Source organism: Enterococcus sp. BWT-B8, from assembly GCF_020567625.1.
Classification (GTDB): Bacteria; Bacillota; Bacilli; order Lactobacillales; family Enterococcaceae; genus Enterococcus_L.
The window spans coordinates 694,442-718,928 of the sequence record NZ_JAJDJV010000001.1; the positions used below are offsets into that span (position 1 = coordinate 694,442).

22 protein-coding genes are annotated in these 24,487 nt (G+C 35.6%); 2 read left to right on the forward strand and 20 right to left on the reverse strand.

Features of this window, described 5'->3' with window-relative positions:
- Window positions 1-39: 39 nt before the first annotated feature.
- Window positions 40-774: a metallophosphoesterase gene (locus tag LI951_RS03115; RefSeq protein WP_229441283.1), complete on the reverse strand. Its 735-nt coding sequence runs from the start codon at window positions 772-774 to the stop codon at window positions 40-42.
- 591 nt (window positions 775-1,365) lie between these two features.
- Window positions 1,366-1,788 carry a pyridoxamine 5'-phosphate oxidase family protein gene (locus LI951_RS03120; protein WP_229441222.1) on the reverse strand — a complete coding sequence of 141 codons (423 nt, stop codon included), beginning with the start codon at window positions 1,786-1,788 and terminating at the stop codon, window positions 1,366-1,368.
- A gap of 137 nt (window positions 1,789-1,925) precedes the next feature.
- On the opposite strand from LI951_RS03120, the gene LI951_RS03125 reads away from it, so the two are divergent.
- Window positions 1,926-2,861, forward strand: a complete 936-nt coding sequence (locus tag LI951_RS03125) for a helix-turn-helix transcriptional regulator (protein WP_202068922.1) — start codon at window positions 1,926-1,928, stop codon at window positions 2,859-2,861.
- Window positions 2,862-3,107: 246 nt separating this feature from the next.
- Here LI951_RS03125 and dnaJ read toward each other — a convergent pair whose 3' ends face one another.
- The 16 genes from dnaJ to LI951_RS03200 all read right to left on the reverse strand — a co-directional run bounded on the left by dnaJ (window position 3,108) and on the right by LI951_RS03200 (window position 19,513).
- The gene (gene dnaJ, locus LI951_RS03130; protein ID WP_202068923.1) at window positions 3,108-4,280 is read right to left on the reverse strand and encodes a molecular chaperone DnaJ; all 1,173 of its coding nucleotides are present in this window, start codon (window positions 4,278-4,280) and stop codon (window positions 3,108-3,110) included.
- A 323-nt stretch (window positions 4,281-4,603) separates the two neighbouring features.
- Window positions 4,604-6,433 (reverse strand): molecular chaperone DnaK, encoded by a 1,830-nt coding sequence (dnaK, locus tag LI951_RS03135; protein ID WP_229441223.1) that lies wholly within the window; start codon window positions 6,431-6,433, stop codon window positions 4,604-4,606.
- Window positions 6,434-6,499: 66 nt separating this feature from the next.
- Window positions 6,500-7,045, reverse strand: a complete 546-nt coding sequence (gene grpE / locus LI951_RS03140; protein ID WP_202068926.1) for a nucleotide exchange factor GrpE — start codon at window positions 7,043-7,045, stop codon at window positions 6,500-6,502.
- Window positions 7,046-7,107: 62 nt separating this feature from the next.
- Window positions 7,108-8,151, reverse strand: a complete 1,044-nt coding sequence (hrcA, locus tag LI951_RS03145; RefSeq protein ID WP_229441224.1) for a heat-inducible transcriptional repressor HrcA — start codon at window positions 8,149-8,151, stop codon at window positions 7,108-7,110.
- A gap of 169 nt (window positions 8,152-8,320) precedes the next feature.
- On the reverse strand, window positions 8,321-9,484 hold the full coding sequence (gene hemW, locus LI951_RS03150; protein ID WP_229441225.1) for a radical SAM family heme chaperone HemW: 1,164 nt from the start codon (window positions 9,482-9,484) through the stop codon (window positions 8,321-8,323).
- An 85-nt stretch (window positions 9,485-9,569) separates the two neighbouring features.
- A complete protein-coding gene (locus LI951_RS03155; protein ID WP_229441226.1) occupies window positions 9,570-10,946 on the reverse strand; it encodes a tyrosine-type recombinase/integrase in 1,377 nt (458 codons plus the stop codon).
- Between the two features lie 177 nt (window positions 10,947-11,123).
- Window positions 11,124-11,375: a hypothetical protein gene (locus LI951_RS03160; protein WP_229441227.1), complete on the reverse strand. Its 252-nt coding sequence runs from the start codon at window positions 11,373-11,375 to the stop codon at window positions 11,124-11,126.
- 394 nt (window positions 11,376-11,769) lie between these two features.
- Window positions 11,770-12,123, reverse strand: a complete 354-nt coding sequence (locus LI951_RS03165; RefSeq protein ID WP_229441228.1) for a hypothetical protein — start codon at window positions 12,121-12,123, stop codon at window positions 11,770-11,772.
- Complete coding sequence (locus tag LI951_RS03170; protein WP_229441229.1) at window positions 12,116-12,847, reverse strand: helix-turn-helix domain-containing protein; 732 nt, start codon at window positions 12,845-12,847, stop codon at window positions 12,116-12,118. Before LI951_RS03170 ends, LI951_RS03165 begins: the two co-directional genes overlap by 8 nt.
- Before the next feature lie 230 nt (window positions 12,848-13,077).
- Window positions 13,078-13,563, reverse strand: a complete 486-nt coding sequence (locus LI951_RS15330; protein WP_420705902.1) for a helix-turn-helix transcriptional regulator — start codon at window positions 13,561-13,563, stop codon at window positions 13,078-13,080.
- Complete coding sequence (locus LI951_RS03175; RefSeq protein ID WP_229441230.1) at window positions 13,548-13,799, reverse strand: hypothetical protein; 252 nt, start codon at window positions 13,797-13,799, stop codon at window positions 13,548-13,550. Before LI951_RS03175 ends, LI951_RS15330 begins: the two co-directional genes overlap by 16 nt.
- 232 nt (window positions 13,800-14,031) lie before the next feature.
- Entirely contained in the window at window positions 14,032-14,739 is a 708-nt protein-coding gene (locus tag LI951_RS03180; RefSeq protein ID WP_229441231.1) for an MgtC/SapB family protein, read from the reverse strand.
- 70 nt (window positions 14,740-14,809) lie between these two features.
- Window positions 14,810-15,655 (reverse strand): glycerophosphodiester phosphodiesterase family protein, encoded by an 846-nt coding sequence (locus LI951_RS03185; RefSeq protein ID WP_229441232.1) that lies wholly within the window; start codon window positions 15,653-15,655, stop codon window positions 14,810-14,812.
- Window positions 15,652-17,409, reverse strand: a complete 1,758-nt coding sequence (locus LI951_RS03190) for an ABC transporter permease (RefSeq protein WP_229441233.1) — start codon at window positions 17,407-17,409, stop codon at window positions 15,652-15,654. The genes LI951_RS03185 and LI951_RS03190 overlap by 4 nt, the downstream gene beginning before the upstream one ends.
- An 11-nt stretch (window positions 17,410-17,420) precedes the next feature.
- Window positions 17,421-18,437 (reverse strand): ABC transporter ATP-binding protein, encoded by a 1,017-nt coding sequence (locus tag LI951_RS03195; RefSeq protein WP_229441234.1) that lies wholly within the window; start codon window positions 18,435-18,437, stop codon window positions 17,421-17,423.
- A 17-nt stretch (window positions 18,438-18,454) separates the two neighbouring features.
- On the reverse strand, window positions 18,455-19,513 hold the full coding sequence (locus tag LI951_RS03200) for an extracellular solute-binding protein (protein WP_229441235.1): 1,059 nt from the start codon (window positions 19,511-19,513) through the stop codon (window positions 18,455-18,457).
- 165 nt (window positions 19,514-19,678) lie between these two features.
- Between LI951_RS03200 and LI951_RS03205 the strand changes: the two genes are divergently transcribed.
- Window positions 19,679-21,790, forward strand: coding sequence for an extracellular solute-binding protein (locus LI951_RS03205; RefSeq protein ID WP_229441236.1), 2,112 nt, complete (start codon window positions 19,679-19,681; stop codon window positions 21,788-21,790).
- Window positions 21,791-21,964: 174 nt separating this feature from the next.
- Here the strand turns inward: LI951_RS03205 and LI951_RS03210 are convergent, their stop codons facing one another.
- Together LI951_RS03210 and LI951_RS15335 are read right to left on the reverse strand one after the other, a co-directional pair.
- Window positions 21,965-23,152 carry a lysozyme family protein gene (locus LI951_RS03210; protein ID WP_267491679.1) on the reverse strand — a complete coding sequence of 396 codons (1,188 nt, stop codon included), beginning with the start codon at window positions 23,150-23,152 and terminating at the stop codon, window positions 21,965-21,967.
- A gap of 37 nt (window positions 23,153-23,189) precedes the next feature.
- Window positions 23,190-24,419 carry a prealbumin-like fold domain-containing protein gene (locus LI951_RS15335; RefSeq protein ID WP_267491680.1) on the reverse strand — a complete coding sequence of 410 codons (1,230 nt, stop codon included), beginning with the start codon at window positions 24,417-24,419 and terminating at the stop codon, window positions 23,190-23,192.
- Window positions 24,420-24,487: the final 68 nt, after the last annotated feature.

Below are 24,487 nucleotides of genomic sequence, written 5' to 3' on the forward strand. Positions count from 1 at the left end.
CACAGGCTTTATATAAGACATCAGTTTTCTAAAATTATTTTATAAGCTTGGCTGCCAAGGTCCGTTCATATTTTGATACTCAATATCCTGCACAATCCCCTTTTCATCAAAGATTACACCATGTACGGAACCCCCAAACACTCCGCCGCCGTCAATTCCAATTTTCCCGTCAGAAATCCATAAATCAGTTGTCTGCATATCGCCATGAAGCATAGGTGTAATCGTGTGCCCAAATACAATTGTTTTCCCCGTATTATTCTTCCCCTGATGGAAGGCTTCCCGAATCCAAACAAAGTCATGCGGGCTTGTCTTACGCCAGTCATTCTTCGTTAAATCTACTCCTGCGTGAACGAAAACATAATCTCTCCACTCAAAATAGACAGGACGTTCCTTCAAGAATTTAATCAGCTCTTTATAGCGGCTTCGGATCATCAGTGCAATTTCGGTTGGTGAATATTCTTCTGTTGCTCCTTTATGAAGCAGACTTTCAATCGTTTCTTTTCCGCCATACCGGACATAACCAGTATACCAATCTTCAGGCTGCAATAAAAAATTAAGAAAATTTTCTTCATGATTACCCATCAGGTAAACAGCATCATGTTCTTCCACTAATTTTTTGCCAAGTAAAAAACACTCCTTGCTTTTTGATCCACGATCATTCAAATCTCCTATTAATACCAGCTGGTGTTTTTCTTCATCATAAAAGTTAATCAGCTTTTGAAATAAGTCATACTGTCCATGAATATCACTGATTGCGTAGACATACTTTTTCATCATCGCTCCTCCTCTGCTTATACGGTTTGTCATTAATACTATCAGTATACCGCATGCTCTATTTAAATATAATCGTTTCAATCCTGATTTCCCATAAAAAAGCAGTAATTTAAAAGAGCCAGTCCCAACAGTTAGAATTTTTGATCTAACTGTTGGGACTGACTGAATAGATGAAATACCTCAACTATCCCCGATATGATATAGTCAAATAATGCTTTTGGAATTTCAAAATGCTCAAATCGAAGCTTTAAACAATTTCTCTGCTAAAATTGAGAAAGAATGACTGCATTTGACGGCAATGATTGTCTTACCGATAAATATCTACTACCTTTTCGATAGGAAATAAAATCAGATGCCAATTGAAACAAATAGGCACTGCCTGCAACACCTTATCCAATTCCCATGAATTTTTGATGAGGCTCCTCGTCTTCAAACTTACCTTTGGCGTATAATAAATCAGCGCTCCCCCTTCTTTCATCCGCTCAAGTGGTGCCTATTTACCCTACATAACTGGCAAAAGCCCCCTGCCATTCCCAATTCCACATATTCCTTTGATACCACACCTATCCAATAGCTCACATTAAGTGCTCCTTAAATAACGATTTCTTCTCTTATTTCCATCCCGGAAATAACTACTGCTTTATTAAAACTGAGTTCAAAAACAACAATATGCTCAGCAGAATTATCAATTATCTCCGCATAAAATGGAAATTTTTTGATCAACGGATCTGCTATGTCCTTTAATGAACGCTCACTTCGTTTCGCTCTTCCTTCAAGTACCCGAACATGCGCGTCATCTCCTTCACCTACTATTGTTGTAAAAGAAATTTTAGAGTTCACACTCATTTCGTTCACCTTGTCATTTCCTTCAAAGGTTGAGAAATAAACTACTTTTCTTTCCGGTGAGTAAAGAAAATTAACAATCCTCACATTCGGCTGCTCTGCTACACTGGTTGCCAGTGCAATTTCCTGTTGCTCTGCCATCACTTCTTCAAATATTTTCTTGAAATCCATTGTTCATTCCTCCAATTTTTACTCTCATTTCGTTTGATACAAAGCAATCTTATCAAAGGAACCTTGACATCTATTTGTCAGGGTTTTATTCTTTATTTAAAGAATATCCACATTCTCATTTGAAATAGGAGGTTAAAATGAAAAGTGAACGCCTGCTTGCCATCACAATGCTTTTATTGGAACAGGAACAAATCACTGCGCCAAAACTGGCAGAAATATTTGAAGTTTCTGTTCGAACAATTTATCGAGATATAGACTCACTTAGTCAGGCTGGAATTCCAGTTGCTGCTCTTCCCGGAAGCAATGGCGGGATTCGTATTATGGAGAATTATAAATTTGACCAGCATTTTTTTACTACCTCTGATTTAGTCTCACTCCTAAACGGTCTGAACAACCTGAATAAACATCTTAATCTGAAGCATTCCCCTTATACAATAGAAAAATTGAAATCATTGATACCAAAAGCAGTAAAAAATGAAATCGAAATGAAGTCTGATCAACTGGTCATTGATGTGACACCATGGATTAGGAGCGAGCTGTCTGCTGCATCAATAGAAATCATCCAACAGGCACTGGAAAAGGATCAGATTCTATCCATTGATTACGAAAATCGATCTGGCAATCATTCCAGCAGATTGATTGAACCTTATCGATTAATCCTAAAAGAATCAAGCTGGTATGTCCAGGCCTACTGTCTGCAAAAAGAAGAATTCCGAATTTTTAAATTGTCCAGAATAAAAAAAATATCAATTGTCGATAAAATATTCAAAAAACGAACCCCTCCCCCAGCAGCTTTGGGGAAACGTGTTATAAACGAAAAGAAGTTTGTACCTCTGCTGCTTGAAGTCGATTATTCAATCAAAGACAAACTGGCAGAACGTTTTAACGACCTTCAATTTGTCTCTCAAAAGGACTCTGATCGGTTTCTTGTAGAATTTCCGTATTTTATGACAGATGATTACGGCTATCACATGCTCTTGGGCTTTGGAACAAAATGTAAATGCCTGAAACCTGAATTTGTTCAAAAAGAACTTGTCAGCCGGATGAAAGAGATGTTGGCATTCTATGAATAAGAATTTACAGTTGTTATCTATACGCTATGAAAAAATATACATTTGTTCTCCAATTATGATAAAAATAAAAAATCTATTCTGCAAAATTTCTCTCTCAAGAAACTGCTGAAAATGCCCCTTCCTTCACGGCAATTTAGTATGACGAGTTTTTTATAATCCAAAACAGAAAAAGGCCGAATCAGAATATGTATATCCTGATTTGACCTTTTCTATTTTACATCAATTAACAGATTGTTCATCAATCGATTATTTCTTTTTCTTGCTGCCAAAAGCATCTTTCATCTTATCGAAAAAGCCTTCTTCCTGCTGTTCACTGATTTCCTGACCGCCAGCCTTCGCAAAAGCACGCAATGCGTCTCTTTGCTCTTCACTCAGATTCTTAGGAGTAATTAGTTTAACTTTCACATGCTGGTCGCCGCTGCTGCCTCCGCGTAAACGTGGTGCACCTTTTCCACGTAATCGGAAGTTTGTACCTGTCTGTGTACCTGCTGGAATTTTCAGCTTCACATCTCCATGCACGGTTGGAACCTGAACTTCATCTCCCAGTGCAGCCTGTACAAAGCTTAACGGTAGTTCATAATAGATTTCAGCCCCATCACGATCAAAAATATTGCTTTCCTCTACATGGAACACAACATACAGATCACCGTAAGGTCCGCCGTTCATTCCGGCTTCTCCCTGATTAGCCAAACGCATTTGCTGACCATCTTCCACACCAGCCGGCACTGTGACTTTTACACGATGCGCCTTTTTCTCATGACCTGAGCCATGACAGGTTGGACACGGCTCTTTAATTTCTTTCCCTGTTCCGCGGCAGACATCACAAGTCTGACGGCTCATTACACGACCAAGCGGCGTTTGACGTTCTACATTGATACTTCCTGAACCATGACACTTATGACAAGTCTCAGGTTGCGTCCCCGGCTTTGCTCCATTTCCGTGACAAGTTCCGCAGACATCTTCTCGCTTATACTTTATCTCTTTTTCAACACCAAAAATTGCTTCTTCAAATTTCAATTGAATCGTATATTGAAGATCTGATCCCTGTCTGGGAGCAGCAGGATCAACAGAACGACCGCCACCGCCTCCAAAGAATGAATCAAAAATATCTTCGAAACCACCGAATCCTCCAGTACTGCTGAATCCGCCGCCTCCAAATCCACCGAATCCGCCAGCTCCGCCGCCAAAGTTTGGATCGGTTCCTGCATGACCATATTGATCATAGGCCGCTTTCTTCTGCGCATCGCTTAATACTTCATACGCTTCCGAAATTTCTTTAAACTTTTCCTCAGCATCTGCTTCCTGATTGATATCCGGATGGTATTTTTTGGAAAGCTTTCGATAAGCCTTTTTTATTTCATCATCTGAAGCACCCTTGGACAATCCCAATACTTCATAGTAATCTCGTTTCGTAGCCATTGGCTTCCCTCCAACTAGTAATTCCTTCACAGTCTTATATTCAGACTGCACATCTGTTTAAATCTGAACAGCTGCTGTTGAAAAATAGCTATTCTTTTCAATTCAATACAGCCTCTTAACAACTAAAGTACCGTTGTTATCATAACATAATTCAGATAAAACCTAAATACATTTATGTAAAATAAGGAGACTGCCGCTTATTCAATTGAACGAAAAGATTCATGAAAAATGTTGTTCAGAACGAACATCGGGACAGAAGCTGCTATTCACTTCTGTCCCAACCTCTTTCCCGACCTCTTTACATTCTATTGTCCATTCAATAATTAGTCTTCGTCTTTTTCTACTTCTTCAAAGTCTGCATCCACCACATCATCTGCTCCGCTTTGTGCTTCTTCAGGGTTTTCCTGTGCTTGTTGCTGAGCAGCCTGTTCATAAAGCTTCACAGTCAGATTTTGAACGATTTCGTTTAGTGAATCACGTTTTTCTTTCATTAGTTCGATATCATTCGCTTCTACAGTAGCTTTCAGTTCATCACGAGCTTCTTCTGCTTTCTTCACTTCATCTGCATCTACTTTACCTTCAAGTTCTTTCAATGTTTTATCAACAGTGAACAGCAACGCATCTACATCGTTACGCAAATCAACTTCTTCTTTACGCAGTTTGTCCGCGTCAGCATTTGCTTCTGCATCCTTAACCATGCGTTCGATTTCTTCATCTGATAAACCTGAAGAAGATTTGATAGTAATAGTTTGTTCTTTTTGTGTACCCAAATCTTTCGCACGTACATTTACAATACCATTTTTGTCGATATCAAAGCTTACTTCGATTTGAGGAACACCACGTGGTGCAGCAGGAATATCTGTTAATTGGAATCTTCCCAGCGTTTTATTATCAGCAGCCATCGGGCGTTCACCTTGAAGAACGTGAATATCTACCGCAGGCTGATTATCAGCAGCTGTTGAGAACACTTGAGATTTACTTGTTGGAATTGTTGTATTACGGTCAATCAGCTTAGTAAACACACCGCCCATTGTTTCAATCCCCAATGATAACGGAGTAACATCAAGTAAAACGACATCTTTCACGTCACCAGTGATTACTCCGCCTTGAATAGCAGCCCCCATTGCCACAACTTCATCCGGGTTCACTGATTTGTTTGGTTCTTTGTTTGTTTCTTTACGTACTGCTTCCACTACTGCTGGAATACGAGTAGAACCACCAACCAAGATTACTTCATCAATGTCTGAAGCTGACAGTGAAGCATCCTTTAATGCCTGACGTACAGGAACTTTTGTGCGTTCTACTAAATCAGCTGTCAATTCATCAAATTTCGCACGTGTTAAATTCATTTCCAAGTGCAATGGACCTGCATCCCCTGCAGTAATAAACGGCAGACTGATTTGTGTACTTGTTACACCTGAAAGATCTTTCTTCGCTTTTTCAGCAGCGTCTTTCAAACGTTGTAACGCCATTTTATCTTTGCCTAAGTCAATACCATTTTCTTTTTTGAATTCTGCAACCATGTAGTCAATGATCTTGTTGTCAAAGTCATCTCCACCAAGGTTGTTATCACCTGAAGTTGACAATACATCGAATACGCCGTCTCCCAGTTCAAGGATAGACACGTCAAATGTACCGCCGCCCAAGTCAAATACCAGGATTTTTTCTTCTTTGTCTGTTTTATCCAAACCATATGCCAATGCAGCTGCAGTAGGTTCATTTACAATACGTTCAACTTCCAGACCGGCAATTTTACCAGCATCTTTAGTCGCTTGACGTTGTGCATCATTAAAGTATGCAGGAACTGTAATAACTGCTTTTTCTACTTTTTCACCAAGATATTCTTCAGCAAAACCCTTTAAATACTGTAGAATCATTGCAGAAATTTCTTGTGGTGTGTAAGACTTGCCTTCTGCTTCTACTTTATAGCCTGCTTCACCCATGTGACGTTTGATAGATGATATAGTGTGAGGGTTTGTCACTGCCTGACGTTTCGCTACTTCACCAACTTGAATTTCACCATTTTTAAATGACACAACTGAAGGTGTTGTACGATTTCCTTCAGGATTGGCAATAATTTTTGCTTCTCCGCCTTCCAATACTGCTACTGCTGAATTTGTTGTACCTAAGTCAATACCGATTATTTTACTCATGTTGCATGTCTCCTGTCTTTTGTTTTTAGTCTTGTTTACTTTTTTTAGTTTTCGATTAATCGTTGATTATTGAGCCACAACTACCATGCTTGCACGAAGTACACGATCATGCAGCTTATAGCCCTTTTGCAGCACTTCGACAATCGTATCCGCCTGAACATCGCCTTCAGCCGGAACTGTCTGTACTGCCTGATGAAGATTTGGGTCAAATGATTCTCCCATTGCAGGAATTTCTTCAATCCCTTCTTCTTTCAGTGCATGAGTAAGGTTTTCAAGAACCATAAAAATTCCTTTTTTTAGGCTGGCTCCTTGTTCATCCTCAACTTCTATTGCCATTGCCCGCTCCAGATTATCCATAGCAGGCAGGATTGCCTTGCCCAGATCCTGAGATCTGTAACGAACCAAAAGCTCGCGTTCGTTTTTAAAACGACTGTTCATGTTCGCAATTTCTGCTCTGGCACGCAGAAACTTATCTTCCATTTCGCTGAGTTCAGCGGTCAGTCTTTCTGTTTCCGTCAGTTCTGTTTCTGTGCTTTCCACTGTTTCAGCAACTGTTTCAGTTTCTTCCGCCGGATTTTGAACCTCATCCTGCGTTTCTTCTTTTTTGCTCAATCTAGCAACTTCCCTTCTCATTTCGCAGACTTATTTTTATTTTTAAGAACAGCATTTTCATCTTACCCATCAAGAAATCGATAGTAAGAACCTAATTGTGAAGCAAGCTCGCCTCTAAAAGCATCAATCAAACTGAACATTCTTGAATAAGGCATACTGGTCGGACCCAATAAAGCAATCGTTCCCTTCCCGTGTCCTGTAACTTCATACGTTGCAGTGATCATGCTCAGATCATCTAGTAAGTTATTTCCAATTTCAGAACCAATTCTAACAGAAATCGGCACATTTACTCCTTCAGAAGTATCCAGTAAAGTGGTCAGTTCTTCTGTATTTTTCATAAATGAATAGACAGATTTCAACTGATCATTATTCATGCTGATACCAAAATCAAGAAGATTAAGCCTTCCACTTACAAATACTTTCTCTTCAAACACATGCCCGAGCATCGAATCAAACAGATTCATCATCCCATCCGGCGTCTGGAAATATCTATGCAGAATCATAGGGATTTCTGTTCTCAAACGATGATAAACAACCAACAACGGTTGTCCCACGAGTTTTTCATTGATAATATTTGTCATTTTCTCTAAATCTTCACTTGAAACTGAAGCAGGAATCGAAAATACTTTACTCTCCGCATTTCCCTTATCCGTAACAATGATTGCAACAATTTGTCGCTCATTCAAAGGAACCATTCTGAACCCGGTCAGTTTCTTTTCTTTCACTTCCGGTCCGAGGGAGAAAGCGGTATAGCTGGTCAATTCTGATAAAATACTGGCTGCTTGTTCAATAATATCATTAATTTCTCTAACTTCCGAACCAAACGACTGACGAATTTGGCTTAACTCATCTGGCGCCATTTTAGTCGGTTGAAGCAAATGGTCCACATAGTAGCGATATCCCATCAGCGAAGGGACTCTCCCAGAAGAGGAATGCGTCTTTAGTAGAAGACCATGTTCTTCCAATGCTTTCATGTCATTACGAATTGTAGCAGAACTGGATTTGATCCCATCCTCCAACAATTTCTTAGACCCCACAGGATGACCTGTAGTTGTATAGTGTTGGATGATAAGCCTTAATATATCTTTTTGTCTTTCTGTAAGCATATATACCACCCTTCATTAGCACTCCTATTTAACGAGTGCTAATACAAATACTAATATAGCAAGTTCTCTAAGAATTGTCAAGAAAAAAACAGAGAAAGTTAGCACTCTTGTCGATCGAGTGCTAACTTTCTCTGCGGTCAGTTATTTCTCTTATAAAAACTGAAAATTTTCAATCAAGAAGAAAAGCTTCAAAGGCTTCGTTACCAATATATAAGCCTTTAGCTGTCAGCTGAAGGGAATCTGGATTTTCAATCACCAGTCCAGCCTGAACCAGCTCTTGAACAACCGAACCATAGATTTTTTCTATTGAAGTATTGAATTTTTCTTCAAAACGTTTCTTGCTCACACCTGCAAGCTTTCTCAGCCCTAAAAACATTTCTTCTTCAATTTGATTATTTAAGGTGAGTTCTTCCCTTTCTAAAACAGGAAGATTGTCCTTTCGTAAAGGCTCCAAATAATGTTGAATGGGACCAAAATTCCTGTAGCGAACATCGCCCAGATAGCCGCTTGCTCCTGCACCGAATCCATAATAATGCTCATTATTCCAATAAACAAGATTATGCTGGCTCTCCTTTCCTTTCAACGCAAAATTACTAACCTCGTATTGATGACGTCCGGACTTTGCCATCATCGCAATTGTTTCTTCAAACATTCCTGCTTCTGCATCTTCATCTGGTAAGGTTAACCGCCCTTGTCTGACCCAATTCATAAACATTGTCTTGTTCTCCAAGATAAGTGAGTACAAGGAGTAATGCGGTAAATCCAGTTCAATTGCTTTTTGAAGCGTATCTTGAAACCCTCTAATTGTTTGTCCTGGCAGTGCATAAATCAAATCAATACTAACATTTTCAAAATTTTCTTTCTCCAAAAATGCCATCGTTTTGTATACATCTTCTGCTGTGTGCTTTCTCCCAATTTTCTTCAGCAGCTGATTATCAAATGTTTGCACCCCCATTGATAATCTGTTTACTCCATAATTCTTCATTACACGCAGCTTTTCAACCGTTATATCACCTGGGTTCGCTTCTACTGTAAATTCTTTTTTATCATTAAACGGTAAAAGTTCTCTTATTCCTGAAAGCAGTCGATCCAATTGCCCCGCTGATAAAGAGGTTGGTGTACCCCCGCCTATGTAAATAGTTTCAACTGGTCTCCCAGAATTTTTAATAGTGGTCAGCCTAATTTCTTTTAGCAATGCGTCTATATACTCATCTACCGGCTGTCCTTCAAGAAAAACTTTATTAAAGTCACAATAGTAGCAAATATGTTCACAAAAGGGAATGTGAATGTAAGCTGAGACCTTACTGTTACTGGGTTTGTCATTTTTTATCATTGCTTATGTATCCTCCAAAATCAAAATCCGTACCGCTTTTCTTATAACTATAGAAACGCATGTACACATATTTTCATTTTTTTCCTTACACAAATTGCCAAGTTGATATCTCTTTTAGGACTTGTTCATGAGAAGTCTTTGTTACTTGATTATAAATTTGAAGCGTTGTTTTTATGTCTGAATGACCCACTCTTTCCATGATCGCTTTGATAGGCAAACCAGATTCTGCTAGCAAAGAGATATGCGTATAGCGAAATGTATGGGTCGTAATATGCTTTTTAAATAACAGATATTTTTCTTTTAAAATATCATTTACACATTTTACTGGCGTTGAATTATTCCCATGCCCATTCATAAATTCGTTAAATGAATGATAAACACCTGGATTGCCATTTTGTGTCTGAAATAAATAGTCCGTCTCACAAAATGACTTAGAAGCATGAACAGTTTGCTCATAAGTTTTTCCATTATCACTCCGAATATAGCTTCTGATTAAATCTCCAGATCGCCTTTTTCTCATTTCTTCTTGCCGTGCTTGGTTTGCTTCAATTCGATTGTGAATAATCTCCATTGAACGATCATCTAAATCAATTTCTCGTGTAGAGGCAGCTGTCTTTGTGGCGTTAAGCTTATAATCCTTAACTGCTCGTCCTGCTGAAACAAGTCCCTCACTAATAATTAATTGATTCGATCCGAAGTCTACTTTATCAATCGTCAATGCTCCTACTTCATTAATACGCAACCCATTTCGGATCATAAATTCAACTAAATCAGAATACAGATGGCCCATCTTATTGACGGCTTTGTTCCTATCATATTTTTCTTCAATACATTCAAGTAACATCTTCACTTCACTGTGATCCAAAAATTTCTTTTTTCTTCGTTCTATAGCTTTTATTCCACGATCTCTTGGAATCTTCATTTCCGCCTTTTGTGGATCAAAAGAAACTAATTCATTTCTATATCCGTAATACATTATTTGTTTGAATAGCGATCTAATTTTTTCTAAAGTCGCTTTTTCTAAAGGCTTTTTACTTCGTTCTCCTTTGAGGTTCAATATCTCTCCCCAAATACTTTCAATAAATAACGGATTTAGAACTGTCAAAGACATATCTCTAGGATAGAATGATAAAATGAATCGTTCTAATAGCTTCATTTGGCTTTCAGCTGTCGTTTCTCTCACAGTCGGCTTCCACACACGATACCAAAGATCAACAAGTTCACCAAATGTTTCAATCTCAATAGAGTCTGATAATGGCTGCTCAAACAATTCTTTCTCTATCTGTCCTTTAAGAAATTTAAGCGCCTGTCGTTCACTTTTTAGTTTATGGCGCTTCCAGCTTACAGATTTCTTTTTCAGCTTTTCTGTCATCGGATCACGATATCTCTGAAATGTTCGCTTATAACCATCTTCATCAACTACTGTAAAAGACCCTTTTAAATAGTCTTCTCTATACCTCATAACTTACTTAACTCCTTGTCTAATAATCTATTGAACATATAAGAAAGTATAGTTAATGAGTGGTAAATAAAACAACAGACAAAAGGTTGTCCCATGCGGGTTTCATCAATATGCCCATCTACCATTTTAACATATAATGAGTAGTAATAAAATTCTTTCCCCAATGTTCTTTCATTATTAATACCCTCTTTCGTGTGCTTTCCATCTTAAAAATTTTAAAAATCCTTCTACATTTATCCAAACCAATTTATGGGTCGGATTAACAACAAAGGATTCAAATTCTTTAGTGTCCCTCATCTCCATCAACCACACATTTAACGTATTCCGATTCAAGCCTTCAAAACGTAAAATAAGTCCATTTTTATTAACCCACTCTGCTTCTGAATGGTCTTCTGTTGTAGTTAATTTAGGTGGAAAAGATTGAACCATTTCTATCACTTCCTTTTGGTAATTCACAAAAATTAATATTTTAATCTATATAAAGCTTATTTAATTTTGTATTTCATTGAATAGTATATTAACTAAGGCGTTTGCTAGTACAAAAATACTATCCAAGTTTTTTGTATCTTTTTGTTGAGTATTTGTCTACCGACAAATTCATAGGAATTTCAGCTCTACTGTAAAGGAATATATTCAACAATTAATTATTCAGTTGTCAAAGAACAAAATTGAAGTGATCATGGTTCATTCACTTCTTAAAACCTCTTTAAAAGGGGCTTTAAGAAATCAATGAATCATTGATTTCAAAGTCTTTTTAATCGGTACTGCCAATAGCCTCTGTGCGCTCGTTCAACGTTAATGCTGGAATCGTTATGCATGCTTCTTAAAATGTTATGCGACAGATTGAGTACGTTATTGAGAGCTTGTAATCCTCAGTTAATTTGTTGAAAATCTGTTGAGTTGATAATGGTACGTCGCTTTTTTTCAGTAATGAGGCAATTTTAGTCGCAACAATCTGATAGGAATTTGTCGGTTGCTCTGTCGATTTTTCGGTCATATATTGCTGATATTCGGCTGCTTTTTTTAAGGAGCTGCCTGACTTTTTTGGACGAACTTCACGCTCATTATTTCCCAATAGGTAACTTTTCCAGTCTTCATAATTTTTCATCAAGCTGCTGATTTTTTGAAGGAGTAAATTCGTTTGCTGATAAACGGCTGCTTTTTCCTTTTCATTCATAATTATTCCCTTCTTTCTTTGATAGCTGTTGTTTACGAAGTTCATGTGGAGAAATTCCCTCCATTTTTTTGAAAGCAGTTGAGAAATGGGACGCATTTTTAAAACCCAACTGCTCTGCAATCTCATAGTTTGTCAGTAAAGTGGTGAATAGTAACCGCCTTGCTTCATAATGTCTAATTTGGTTAAAAAGCTGCTTGGGACTTAGCCCTGCAAATTTCTTACACATTCTAAGAAGCGTTGAATAGCTGATATGCAATTCCCTAGAAAAATCATCATTTGATAGTGAACGATTAACATTTTTAGTCATAAAAACAAGCAAAGACAGAAAAGATTGTTCATTGGCTACTAGTTCCGAATTTACATTCACAAGTTTATTGATTAACAAATCCACAACCTGATCAATTGGGTAGTTTGCCTGCTTAGAAGCATAATAAGTAAACAGTAGTGAAGTAAGTTGCTTTATTTCTTGTGTAGCATCTAATGGAAGGAACAACGAGTTTTTCACTTCATAGTCACATTCAATATCTATTGCTAGTAACTGATTCTCTTTTTGCAGTTTTGCTACTTTCATTCTCTCAAGCGAGGTCGCTAAAATGAAAGAAAGCTGCGGTTCACATTCAGTTCGATTTTCTTGTTGAATCAGTAACGACAACTTAGACGTTGGAAGTTTAGGAATGGCTGTAGCTTGCGATTCGATATAATGAACTTTTTTTACTACGACCAATTCTTTCACCTCCTAAATGTCTGTAACCTAGTTTTATCACGCCCAACTGGTGAAGAATAGAGCATTGAATGAATCTGACGATTATACAAATACTCTTGAAGCAAACAGAAATGCTTTCTAAAGATATTCTAAAATTTATTTGCTGGTTAGTGATAAATGTAAAAAGCGTACAAACAGGTGACTTGTTTGTACGCTTTTTATATTTGAATGGAAAGTTCCTATCTATTTAACTATCTACTACTCTCAATCGCTTCTCGTCTAAAATCAGCTGGTGAAATGTTTTCAATGAGTTTAAAAATTTTAGAGAAATGAAAAGAATTTTTAAATCCTAACTCTTTTGATACTTCTTGAATTGTCATATCTGTATTAAGCAGCAGTCTCTTAGCTTCGTAACATTGAATTTTTCTATAGAGTTTTTTAGGACTCAGTCCAGAATTCTTTTTACATAAACGAGTTAAGGCTGACGAACTAACATGTAGAAATTGACATAAATCTTCAATAGTCAAAGAAAAATGAATATTTTTTGTAATGAATACAACTAAAGAAATAAATGTCTGGTTGACCAATAACGTTTTTGAGTTTGCTCTTATCGTGTCATAGACAAGTAGTTGTAATACATAGTTGATTGAATATTCAATGTGAATCGAATAATAGTAGGTAAACAACAAATAAGCTAGCTGTTGCATTTCCTCGGTAACATTTAAGGGAATATACATGTTTTCACTAAGTTCATATTTTTTTCTACATCAAACAAAATTTCTATATACTCACCGTTTCCTTCTATTTGCGATTTCTCAACCTTGCTTCTGTTAGCACTCAAAATAAATGACATTTTTGGTCTATCATTTTCCGACTTAGTTGGTTGAATAATCAAGAGTAAGTTTGGATGAGGAAAAATAGTAGATACTAAGAGTGGTTGGTTTAAATATTGGACTTGTTTTATCTTTACCATTTTTTTCACCACCATTTTATTTTTTAGCTTGACTGAACTCAGATATTTTCACTAAAAAACAGGTTTCGATAAAAAATTATGCAATTAAATAAATGCAAATTTTAGAAAAAAGACAATCTATAAGTCATTCAATAATGAGAGTAATTGTTTAGTAAATCAAAAAAGACTAAGCAGATAACAGGTTAATATTAACAAGTGCGTATTAACATTTTACATCCTTGTCTAACCTGTCTTAATCATTCACTGAAATTAGACGGATTTGTTGAATATTTGAATACATTGATAGTTCTTCAATAATATCCGCGTATGAAAGAAGTCTTGGAAGATCGATATTAAAGGTATTTTTGTATATCTTCTCTCCGTTAATTACCTGTACTTCAAAAGTAACCTCTTCAATCTCAATATTATGCTTTTCGAAATAATTATTGATAAATTCTTTCGTCTCAACTCGATGAAGATATTGAATTTCTAAGTTTCGTACTTTAGGAACTTTAATAATTTTTTTGATGACAGATAAAGAAATCATGATAGAAATAAAACCTGGAATTGCTACTTTAAGATACCCCATACCTACACCGATGCCTACAGCAGCACTTACCCACAACGATGCTGCTGTTGTCAGCCCGAGCACACGCTGCTTGGTAATTATGATCGTTCCTGCACCCAAAAACCCGACACCACTTACTACTTGTGCAATTAATCGAGCTTGGTCAAATTTCACTAAGTCCTTTAAATCGGGATAATTGGTTGCAATCATAAAGGCTTCTTCAGAAACAGCTTGCTGAATTAAAGCAATAATCGTTGCACCTATACATACTAATATATGCGTTCGCATTCCAGCAGGTCGATTTTTTTGTTCACGTTCGTAACCAACAATTCCGCCAACTATCATAGAAATTAGGAGTCTAGTAAATACTTCGAAAATACTGAGGTTTAACATGAAATACTCCTTTCTCTATTAAATAAAAAGGAGGGAGAACTCTTGTCTCGCCTCCAGTTATATTCAATAATCAGTTTTTAGTAAACTTATTTTCTCGATAATTATAAAGTAAATCAATCCAGTCCGTTTGAATACCATTGACACCCATCTCTAAGATTTTTCCCCAACCTAAATCAGGATTTACTGTAATAGACACTTCATCACTTAATGAACCAAATAACTTAGTATCATCATCTAAGTTAATAGCATTTACAATAAATAGATAACCATTAGATTTGTATTTATCAAAGCGATTAGAATTAATAAACGTAAACATATCGTCTCTTTCAATAACCTCAAAGCCTATCACATTGATATTTTTATATTGTTCCAATAAATCTAATTCTTCTTCGTTATTAATAATCGGGAAATACATGTAATTTACTTGATGATTATCCAAAAGTTCCAGTAACTCTTTTTCTACTGGTGATTTTAAAATGAAGTATTCATACCTTTCTTTGAATTGATCTAGATAAGGTAGAAAGGTGCTCCAATGATCCCATGAACGATCAATGTTAAAAAAAACATCTTTAGAGACACCAGAAAGTAATTCTTCAAACTTTTGAACCTTTTTATGCAAAACTTGCCCTAATTCGTTGTAATAATATTTACTCCTAATTTCTTTTGTACTCATAGTATTTATGTTTCGATTATCATTTAATAATCTAGGCTCTCCACCATCATGAAAAACAAAGAAATCCCCATCAGTAGACATTGAAATGTCAATCTCAACAATATCTGAACCTTGTTTCCTTGCTATGTTTACGGCATCAGCTGTATTTTCTACGATATTTCCTCCGTGCGCGCCTCTATGAAGCATAATTAAAAATTTTTTACTTGCTAATAGATTTTCAAACTTTCTGCTTAGGTTGTTCATACTGATTGCCTCTTCTTTCCATTGAATAAATGTTTAATTTTATCTTTTCCATCTGCATATACAAAGAAAAAGACAAGCGAATTAATAATCATTAGAATGACGGAATAGACAAAGTTAATTGCCAACCCTTCTACTCCAGCTTCTGCACTTGAGTTACTACGAATCACAACTCCAACAGGCTTTGCTGCAGGATTATATAAAAATACAGATAGATCATAATCTCCTAACTTTCCGTTGAAATTAATCGCAATCATTGCCAACACAGTTGGTAAGATAATTGGTAAAACAATCTTAATAAAGGAATAGATTGACTTTGCACCTAAAATTTTTGCTGCGTCTTCCAAATTTTGGTCAACAGAAAAATAGGAAGCTTTTATAAATCGAAAAGTATTTGGCAACATGACCACTATATAGGCAACTAACATAATAACTAATGTGCCTGTCAATGATTGGTTAAACATAATAAGTTTTGGCTTTGAATAGGATAGGATTAGCCCCAAAGCAAACATTAATCCGGGAAGTACCCATGGTATATGAAGTAAAACTTCTAATAATACAGTGAACCTATTTTGATATTTAAAAACGATTCTTGCTGCTATTACCATTAGCAAAACAGCAACTAAAGCAGCAATTGCAGAATATACCACACTGGTAATAAATGGACGGTATGACGAACTATCCGTTAAAATATTTTTATAATTCTGCAAACTGAAACTGTTAAACTTCAGCTCTCTTGAGGAGATCGTTTGGAAATTTGTAAATGAGAAAAGAACTACTACTACAAGAGGTAATAGATTGATGAATGCAAATAAATAAGCGCCGATATGTGCTATAGTGTTTCCCAACTTACTTCTAATTTGTGTCGGTTCAATTTTTGTCTTCACCTTAGAGATAGAGAGGTAATTGCCTTTCTTTTCATTCCGCTGAATGATGTAAAGTAGTATTAACTGAAAAACTCCAAGAAATAATGAAAGGACTGCGGCTAATGATCTCGATGTTGGTCTTTGCGTAAATGTTAAAATTAAAGGTCCGATTGTTTCGAATTTACGTCCCCCAACCATTAATGGAGCTGACATAGCCATTAACCCTGTCTGAAACAAGAGTATGATGCATGTTAATAACACTGGTTTAAGGGCTGGTAAAATAACTTTTGTTAAAATAGTGAAATTTGAAGCACCTAGTCCTTTTGCTGCTTCAACTGTTTGAAAATCAATACTTTTAAATGAATTTCTAAAGAAAATCATATAATTTGTCGTACATGCAAATGTCATTAAAAACAATACTGCACCGTAGCCTCCAAACCAGTCTAAAGGAACCGCAGGGAATACACTCGTAATCAGCCTCGTTATAAACCCTCTAGACCCATAAGTAAATAGATAGCCGTTGGCAAGCATGATACCGCCAAAAACTAAAGGAATCATATAACAAATAATCAAAAATCGTTTTCCTTTAATTTTAAAATAATCCAAAAATAAAACTTCCAAAATCCCTACAATTGTAGTTGTTATTGTCAATGAAACAGCCAGAATAAACGAATTTTTAATACCTTGAGTAGCTCGACCTGATGACAATATCTTTTGAATCACTTCGCTTGAAAATCCATCATCGGAGATAAAAACTGTTTTCAGTATTTCATAATTTGGAATAATCATAAATGCAACAATAAACCAACCTAATATGATTAAATACCCTATTAAGCCAATATTAATCTTTTTAGGAAAATGAACGTTTTTTTTCTTACGTTGTAACTCCATGCCTTCACCTCCTACCCTTCAGTTAGATAACTCAAAATATTTTCTTTTTCGATAGAAACATAGACTGTTTCACCAATTTGGTGTTGCTCCGCTTTTGATTCACGCTGAAATGAGACTAATCTAGTTCCAGAAACATCAATTTGGTAATATCCATACATACCATAGAATTCTTTGCTAACAATTTCGCCAGCAATTCCATTATGATTACTTTCTGTTCTTGAAAACGAAACTTTTTCTGGACGAATATAAAATGTGTTATCCGCTTGAAAACTAGTTGGATCTAATCCGAGTATTTTCAAATCTTTCGCTAGCAAATGGTTAGCCTCACCAATAAATTTACAAACAAATTCAGTAGCTGACTCATTATAAATTTGTTCTGGGTTCCCTATTTGTTCAATCTTTCCATTGTTGAAAACCGCAATTCTATCGGATAGCATTAGTGCTTCTTCTTGGTCATGAGTAACATAAACAGTTGTAATCCCAAAAGTTTGTTGAAAGTTTTTAATGTCCTTTCGTAAGGATTTCCTTAATTTTGCATCTAAATTTGATAGTGGCTCATCCATCACTAAAATTTTTGGTTTTTTTGCTAAAGCTCGTGCAATCGCAACTCTTTGTTGCTGTCCACCCGACATATTTGAAACATTTTTTTGTAATTGCTCAGGTGTTAAATCTACCATTTTAGCAAGTTCTAACACACGCTTTTCAATATAATCTTTTGATTTTTTCTCAATTTTCAAACCAAAGGCAATATTGTCATATGCAGACATGGTTGGAAAAAGAGCGTAACTTTGAAAAACCATTCCAACTTGGCGTTCATCAATAGGAACCTTGGTAATATCTGATCCATCCACTTCAATGCTGCCTTTGCTTGGTTTTAAGAAGCCTGCAAGAGATCTAAGAGTAGTTGTTTTTCCGCATCCTGATGGACCAAGTAATGTAAAAAATTCTCCTTCTTTTACTTCAAAATTCAGATCAGGTACAGCAACAAAGTCGCCATACCTAATCTCTATATTCTTAAATGTTATCATTCTTTACCGTCCCCTAACTAATTTCCTAGATAATTTAATTCAATGTATTCTACCCACGTATCCAAATGCTTGTTAATAAAATCATAGTCATTATCTTGTGGCGTAGTTGACTCTAAAATCTCGAGAATCCGAGGATTTATTGAAGATTTAGCATCTTCATTTACTGGTGCAGAACCGAACTTTTCTGCCCACTCTGCTTGAATATCAGCACTTCCCAAAAAATCGACAAATTCTTTAATATTACCTTTCATCTTATCCTTTTTAATAATTCCAACCTGCTCGACAGTTTGAGGAACTCCATAAGATGGATTTACAACTCCTAGCTTAATTCCAAGACTCTCTTCAACAATGGGAACATTACTTAACCAAGTAAAAGAATATGCAGCATTTCCATTTGCAAGTTCAGCAATTTCAGACTGACCTTCTTCAGGCACTATCCCATTTTTTAAATACTTCTCAACTTCTTTCCAACCATCCTTAGAAATCCCCATTTCCCCTGACTTATCTTGATAATTCATCAGAATATTATAGACAATTGCGTTTGCCGTAGCCCCACCTAATCCTGTTGGAATAATATAGTTATCCTTCTCTTCACTTGAAAGTTGTTGCCAATCTTTGACAACCTCTTTCTTACTTATTTTATCAGCATCATATATCATAAAGACACGTTGTTCTTGTAACGGGGAAAACATATTATTTTTATCAACTAATGATGAATCAACTTTGTCTAGCCAAGATGGTTTATAAGATTCCAAAATATCTTCTTCCTCAATTTTGTTAAACATCATTTGATTCATACCAAAAGCAACATCTGCAATCGGCGAATCTTTTTCTGCAATAATTCGGTTCAACAATTCACCACCGCCTATATCCACTATTTCTATATCAAATCCTTTTTCTTTTGCTTTTTCCGTTAGAAACTCTCCCCGACCATCACTAACTGAATTTGAATAAACAATAATTTTTTCATTTTTACTATCGTTTCCATTACTACTTTTATTATCTGAATTTCCACACCCAACTAATAACATCATTGCCGCTGCAGCAATTGCAGCTAGTTTCAAATTTACTTTCATTCCGCACTCTCCTTATATCGTTTTAATTTTTACTAAAAGATCAATTGAAACGTTTTAATTTTAATCCTGAGATAATTATACAACATTTTAAGAAAGCGTCAACATAAAATTTAAACGTTTCAATTTTTTCTGTTTTACTGTAGAATAAGAGTGAGGTGTATGTAAATGGAAAATATAACAATTTCTGATATTGCTGCTGCAGCAAAGGTGAGTATTGGAACAGTCTCCAATGTGCTGAGTAAAAAAGGAAATGTAAAAATCGAGACTATACGAAAAGTTGAGGAAGCTGCTAAATTGCTTGGCTATGTAAGGAATGAAAATGCACAGGTCATGAAAAAGAAAATATCGAACACTATTTTGTTAATAGTCCCATTATTGAATAGTGCATTGGGCCCATTAATTATTGATTTATTACATGACTTAAAATTTAATGGTATGGAACTAAAAATCATAGAAGTTGAAAGTTACAGTGACATACAAGACTTACTAAACTTGTTAAAGCAAGGGCAATATAAAGCTGCTGTCTGTCTAGCTTCAATAAAAGACAAGTCGCTAATTAATGCTATCCCAGTAACTAAATTAATTACTATCGGTAGCCCCGATAACGAAAAAAATACTATAGAAATGAATATGGATAGCTTTTTTAAAATAACAAGTAATATAAAAGAGTACACTATTATCTCTGATAAAAATGATTTCTCTATTTATGAAATAGTTATGGCGAAAAAGCAAGAACAGTTAAATGTAGTAAATCTTGAAGAAAAAGATATTCCAGAAAGTTTTGCTTCTTTAAAGCATAGAAAATTTATCGTTTTTTCTAAAGATATAATTGAAAAATTGTTAACATTCTATGAAGGCTATACTGGTGAGATTCCCCAGTTTATTCTCATTTCATGCAACACGGGATATCATTTTTATGATTTCCTGAAAATTACCAAATACTACTTTTCAAGTAATGAACTGGCTTTAAAAATTATTAAACTAATTCAGGCATTACCAACAAATCCTAAAAAATTTAAAATACAAAAAGAACGCATTAACATCTACCCAACCGCTACTCATGAATTTGGTAAACTAGAGAAAAAAAGAAAGATTAGGTTGTTGCTTTTAAAGAATCCTTTTTCAAAAGCTTTAAAACAGTTAGCAACTAAGTTTACTAAGGAAACAAATATTGAGATTGAAATTACTGACTTGCCCTTTACAAAGCTTAATGAGCTAATTATTGAAAAAAAAGTTGAAGACTACGATATGATCAAACTAGATGTCAGCTATTTCCCTTGGCTAGGTCCAAACTTATTTTTAGATTTAGCCAATATTCCTGAAATTAAAGAATTAGCTGATAATATGAAAAATTGGAGAAATTATTGTTACGTTGATCAGCAGCTTCTAAGTCTCCCTGCTGACCCATCTATACAAATGATGCTTTATCGGAAAGATGTTTTCGAAAACCCAATAATTCAAAAAGCTTACTCTGAAATATACAATCAGATGTTGCTCCCACCGACATCCTATAGTGAACTTGCAGACTACTCTGAATTTTATCAATCTGTGAATATTCCAGAAAAAAGTATTCCGTACCCACTATCAATCAATAAAGGGGATGGCATCCTTTTAGCATCTGAATTTCTTCCCTACTTCTATTCTTTAGGAGGAGAAATTAAACTTGTAGATGGTGTCTTTGAAGTGACGTCAGAGGCATTTGTCCAAACCTTAGATGCTTATAAAAGAATTCGACAAAACGCAAAGATTCAGAATGAAGCATGGTGGGATACTGAAATTGAAAATTTTAACAATCGTAAAACGTCAATCATTATTTGCTATACGAACCATTTAAATCAAATAATCGGTAATGATTACGACTATTGTCCTGTTCCAGGTCAAGCACCTGCTTTTGGTGGCGGTGTATTAGGAATTACAAAAGGATCAAAGAAATTAATTGAATGTACGCTCTTTTTTCAGTGGCTCTACCAATATCGGATTCAAGAACAATTAGCATCTTTAGGTGTCTGTATTCCACGAACTCATCTTTTTGATGAAAGAAATAACTACCGAAAATATCCGTTTTTATCCTATTCTAGTAAAAACTTTTCGATGGGCAAGAGATTACAATATATTGAACAAAATTATGTGCTGAATACTATTGAAATCGAGAGAATCATTGGAAATGAAGTTAACTTAGGGATTGAAATGGATTCTTCTAATCTGGATATCCTAATTAAAATCCATAATCAACTAAATTCAAATAAAAGCCATCTTCTTCGCCAATATGAAGAATGAACATTATTACCTACTATAAAAATGAATAATTGAATACTCAAGGAGAGATGGGTCAAAACACGTTGCATAATTTTTAACTCATCTCTCTTTTTGGATCAGTTAACGGTTACTTATATCAAACTGCTAGATGCTTTATTTAATTTCTTTACTGAATATTTAGATTCACACTATAAATTACGGATTCCCGTATCCTAAAATGTAGGAACTATTCTTCTCATACGTCCTCTTGGCAATCCTATCACCAGAATTTCCTTCAATTGTGTGAACCGTATTATTCTCAAATTTTTCCACAATCCCCACATGATCACTAATACCATCTCCATCCCAATCAAAGAAGATAATTGCTCCACTTTTTGGCTCTATCCCCCCATTTTGCCACTGACTTTTTGCTTTGAAATTGTTAATTTCAGTTGGACAATAAGCAAATCGTTCCATTTTCACATGCGCTTTTTCTGCGACATAAGAGACAAACGTTGCACACCATTCCACACGACCAGTAAAGCCATACCAACTCCAGTATTTTTCTCCACCTTCATGAATCCCTTCAGATAATTCACTTAACGCTGCTTTGGCAATCGCTGAGTTTCCACTGCTGCCACTATTACTGCTGCTAGAAGTTGAAGAAATGTATTGTTTCACAATTTGAGCATAAAACATGTTGCCATAAGCATAACGATAATCATAACCCAAACCTACAGCCACAGGGTTTGTATAGTTGACCGTCTTACCGTTCGCCTGATTCTTGGAAAATTGAATGGCACTCTCTAAAGAATATGCTTTGCCAGAATGACTTAAAAAGCCACCACCGAAATTATAGGCCTGTACAACATTTAAAACATCGTAAACTCGGTGCCCTTTCCACATATCCGCAAAGTATTTAACGCCAACCTCAATCGATTCGTTCGGGTCTTGGATAGCGTTTGGTGCCCTTCCTTGACTTTCTGAACACTGCATTATATCTGGATATTTTTCTGAGTTCCCCCCTGTTTCTGCCATAATAAGCCCTAATAAATAGGGAACAGCTTCTGGAATATCATTTTTTGTGGCTTCCTTTGTGACCTTGTCTTTCCATCGTAGCACTGCTTCTGGAAGATTCTGTTCTTCATCTGAACCAGTACTACTTTTAGTAAACTCTCGATCATTCACTACATAATCAATTTTTCTAGAATGCCAAATTTCTTTTGTTGTACCATTTGGATCAATGACTACTAAAATCGTTTCAAAAGCTTCTTTTGAGCCGTCCAGTAAATCATGAGTAATCGCTACATCATCATACGTATCTACTACCTCCCCATGAGTAAAGGTCTGAGAAGAATCTTTCAAATGTGCCTTTGTTTGAATAGAGACGGCTTTTTTCACCATACTTTTGACTGTTTGAGATTGATTCTCTAAATTTTTATCAACAGCTACAGGTTCCTCCCCCTTTTTTATAAGCTTCTTCACTTTCATAAATGTAATTGAACAAAACGATCTGTTTAGTCAGCGCTTGAGTAGTTGTTAGTTTATGAGTAATCGTCCAAGTACCTGTTTTCTCTGAATTAGATAGACTCTTGCTTGTTTCTTCAATGACTACTGGTTCAGCTTCTTTATCCTTTTTCTGTGCTGCTTTTGTTGCTTCTACATCAATTGCTTTAGAAACAACAAACCATTTTTGTGTTTTGTTTAGTTTGTAGCTAAGCTGGTCAATGAGTTCTGTATTGTCCAAAGAAGTTAATTCTTTCTCATTATTTTTCCATGTTGCTAAAGAAGTTAGTGCATTTTCTTCTTCTGGAAAATCATAAAGAAGAAGCCGATTTAACTGGACAGAAAAATGAGTGTTTGTCATTTTTTCATAAGGAACCTTTACTGTTTTAATTGGTTCTTTTTGCCCTTTCTCTGTTATTGTAAAGACGTATTCACTCTTAGAATAATCTTGTTTATCTTCTTTAAAAGTGGAGTGAATCAATAAAGGAGTAATTTTTTGAAATCCTGCTGGTGCTTCTACTTCTTTAAGTTTATAATCGCCGTAAGGCAACTGTTCAAATTTTCCATAACCATCAAAGCCAAGTTTAGGATCATATTCTGTTGTTGCGGTATCTTTGGCCCCTGTGATTGGTTTTGTTGAGTCCAATGGCGTTACTTTGAAGGTTAAATCATTGAATCCTGTACTTGCTGATCCTGTAGCAGATTGAGTGAATTTAAAGAAATCAAAATTGAATCGAATCACTTGTTCCTTCGCTACCACATTTTTTGTAATGACAGCATTTTCTTTTGAATCATCTACTTTTTTTATAGAAACATCATATCTCGTTTGATCAATCAAATAGCCTTCTGGACTTTTTGTTTCCTGCCAATAATAGTCGTTAATAGCAAGGTGCTTAACAGCTACCTGATTTTCCTCACCGATCTCAAGCGTAATATTTTTGCCTAACTTTTTAATACCCTTTACTAATTCTGGCTTAAAATTATCTGCCCATTTTACTGGATCGCCTGCCTTATGAGTTGAGCTATCTTTTTTATAATAAAGCGTGTATTCCGCTTCTTTAAGCAATGCTTTTCCCTGTGTCTCTTTTGTACCAGTGTCTTTGTCTACTTTCGTTAAAGAAGATTGTCCAGTAATTTCCTTGATTCGTTCCTTTTGCCTTAACAATCACAACAGGAACTGTTTGATTCGCATAGTTTAATTCTACTTTTATCGGTTTAAATGAGTTAACAAAC

Bases quoted from the DNA above. Each gene is read 5' to 3' on its own strand.
- LI951_RS03195 (WP_229441234.1), bottom strand. From the start codon at position 18,437: ATGATAACATTTAAGAATATAGAGATTAGGTATGGCGACTTTGTTGCT.
- LI951_RS03205 (WP_229441236.1), top strand. From the start codon at position 19,679: ATGGAAAATATAACAATTTCTGATATTGCTGCTGCAGCAAAGGTGAGT.
- LI951_RS15330 (WP_420705902.1), bottom strand. From the start codon at position 13,563: ATGTATATTCCCTTAAATGTTACCGAGGAAATGCAACAGCTAGCTTAT.
- LI951_RS03200 (WP_229441235.1), bottom strand. From the start codon at position 19,513: ATGAAAGTAAATTTGAAACTAGCTGCAATTGCTGCAGCGGCAATGATG.
- dnaJ (WP_202068923.1), bottom strand. From the start codon at position 4,280: ATGGCTACGAAACGAGATTACTATGAAGTATTGGGATTGTCCAAGGGT.
- LI951_RS03120 (WP_229441222.1), bottom strand. From the start codon at position 1,788: ATGGATTTCAAGAAAATATTTGAAGAAGTGATGGCAGAGCAACAGGAA.
- hrcA (WP_229441224.1), bottom strand. From the start codon at position 8,151: ATGCTTACAGAAAGACAAAAAGATATATTAAGGCTTATCATCCAACAC.
- LI951_RS03180 (WP_229441231.1), bottom strand. From the start codon at position 14,739: ATGTTAAACCTCAGTATTTTCGAAGTATTTACTAGACTCCTAATTTCT.
- LI951_RS03190 (WP_229441233.1), bottom strand. From the start codon at position 17,409: ATGGAGTTACAACGTAAGAAAAAAAACGTTCATTTTCCTAAAAAGATT.
- LI951_RS03160 (WP_229441227.1), bottom strand. From the start codon at position 11,375: ATGGTTCAATCTTTTCCACCTAAATTAACTACAACAGAAGACCATTCA.
- LI951_RS03185 (WP_229441232.1), bottom strand. From the start codon at position 15,655: ATGAACAACCTAAGCAGAAAGTTTGAAAATCTATTAGCAAGTAAAAAA.
- LI951_RS03115 (WP_229441283.1), bottom strand. From the start codon at position 774: ATGAAAAAGTATGTCTACGCAATCAGTGATATTCATGGACAGTATGAC.
- LI951_RS03125 (WP_202068922.1), top strand. From the start codon at position 1,926: ATGAAAAGTGAACGCCTGCTTGCCATCACAATGCTTTTATTGGAACAG.
- hemW (WP_229441225.1), bottom strand. From the start codon at position 9,484: ATGATAAAAAATGACAAACCCAGTAACAGTAAGGTCTCAGCTTACATT.
- LI951_RS03175 (WP_229441230.1), bottom strand. From the start codon at position 13,799: ATGGTAAAGATAAAACAAGTCCAATATTTAAACCAACCACTCTTAGTA.
- LI951_RS03155 (WP_229441226.1), bottom strand. From the start codon at position 10,946: ATGAGGTATAGAGAAGACTATTTAAAAGGGTCTTTTACAGTAGTTGAT.
- dnaK (WP_229441223.1), bottom strand. From the start codon at position 6,433: ATGAGTAAAATAATCGGTATTGACTTAGGTACAACAAATTCAGCAGTA.
- LI951_RS03210 (WP_267491679.1), bottom strand. From the start codon at position 23,152: ATGGTGAAAAAAGCCGTCTCTATTCAAACAAAGGCACATTTGAAAGAT.
- LI951_RS03165 (WP_229441228.1), bottom strand. From the start codon at position 12,123: ATGAATGAAAAGGAAAAAGCAGCCGTTTATCAGCAAACGAATTTACTC.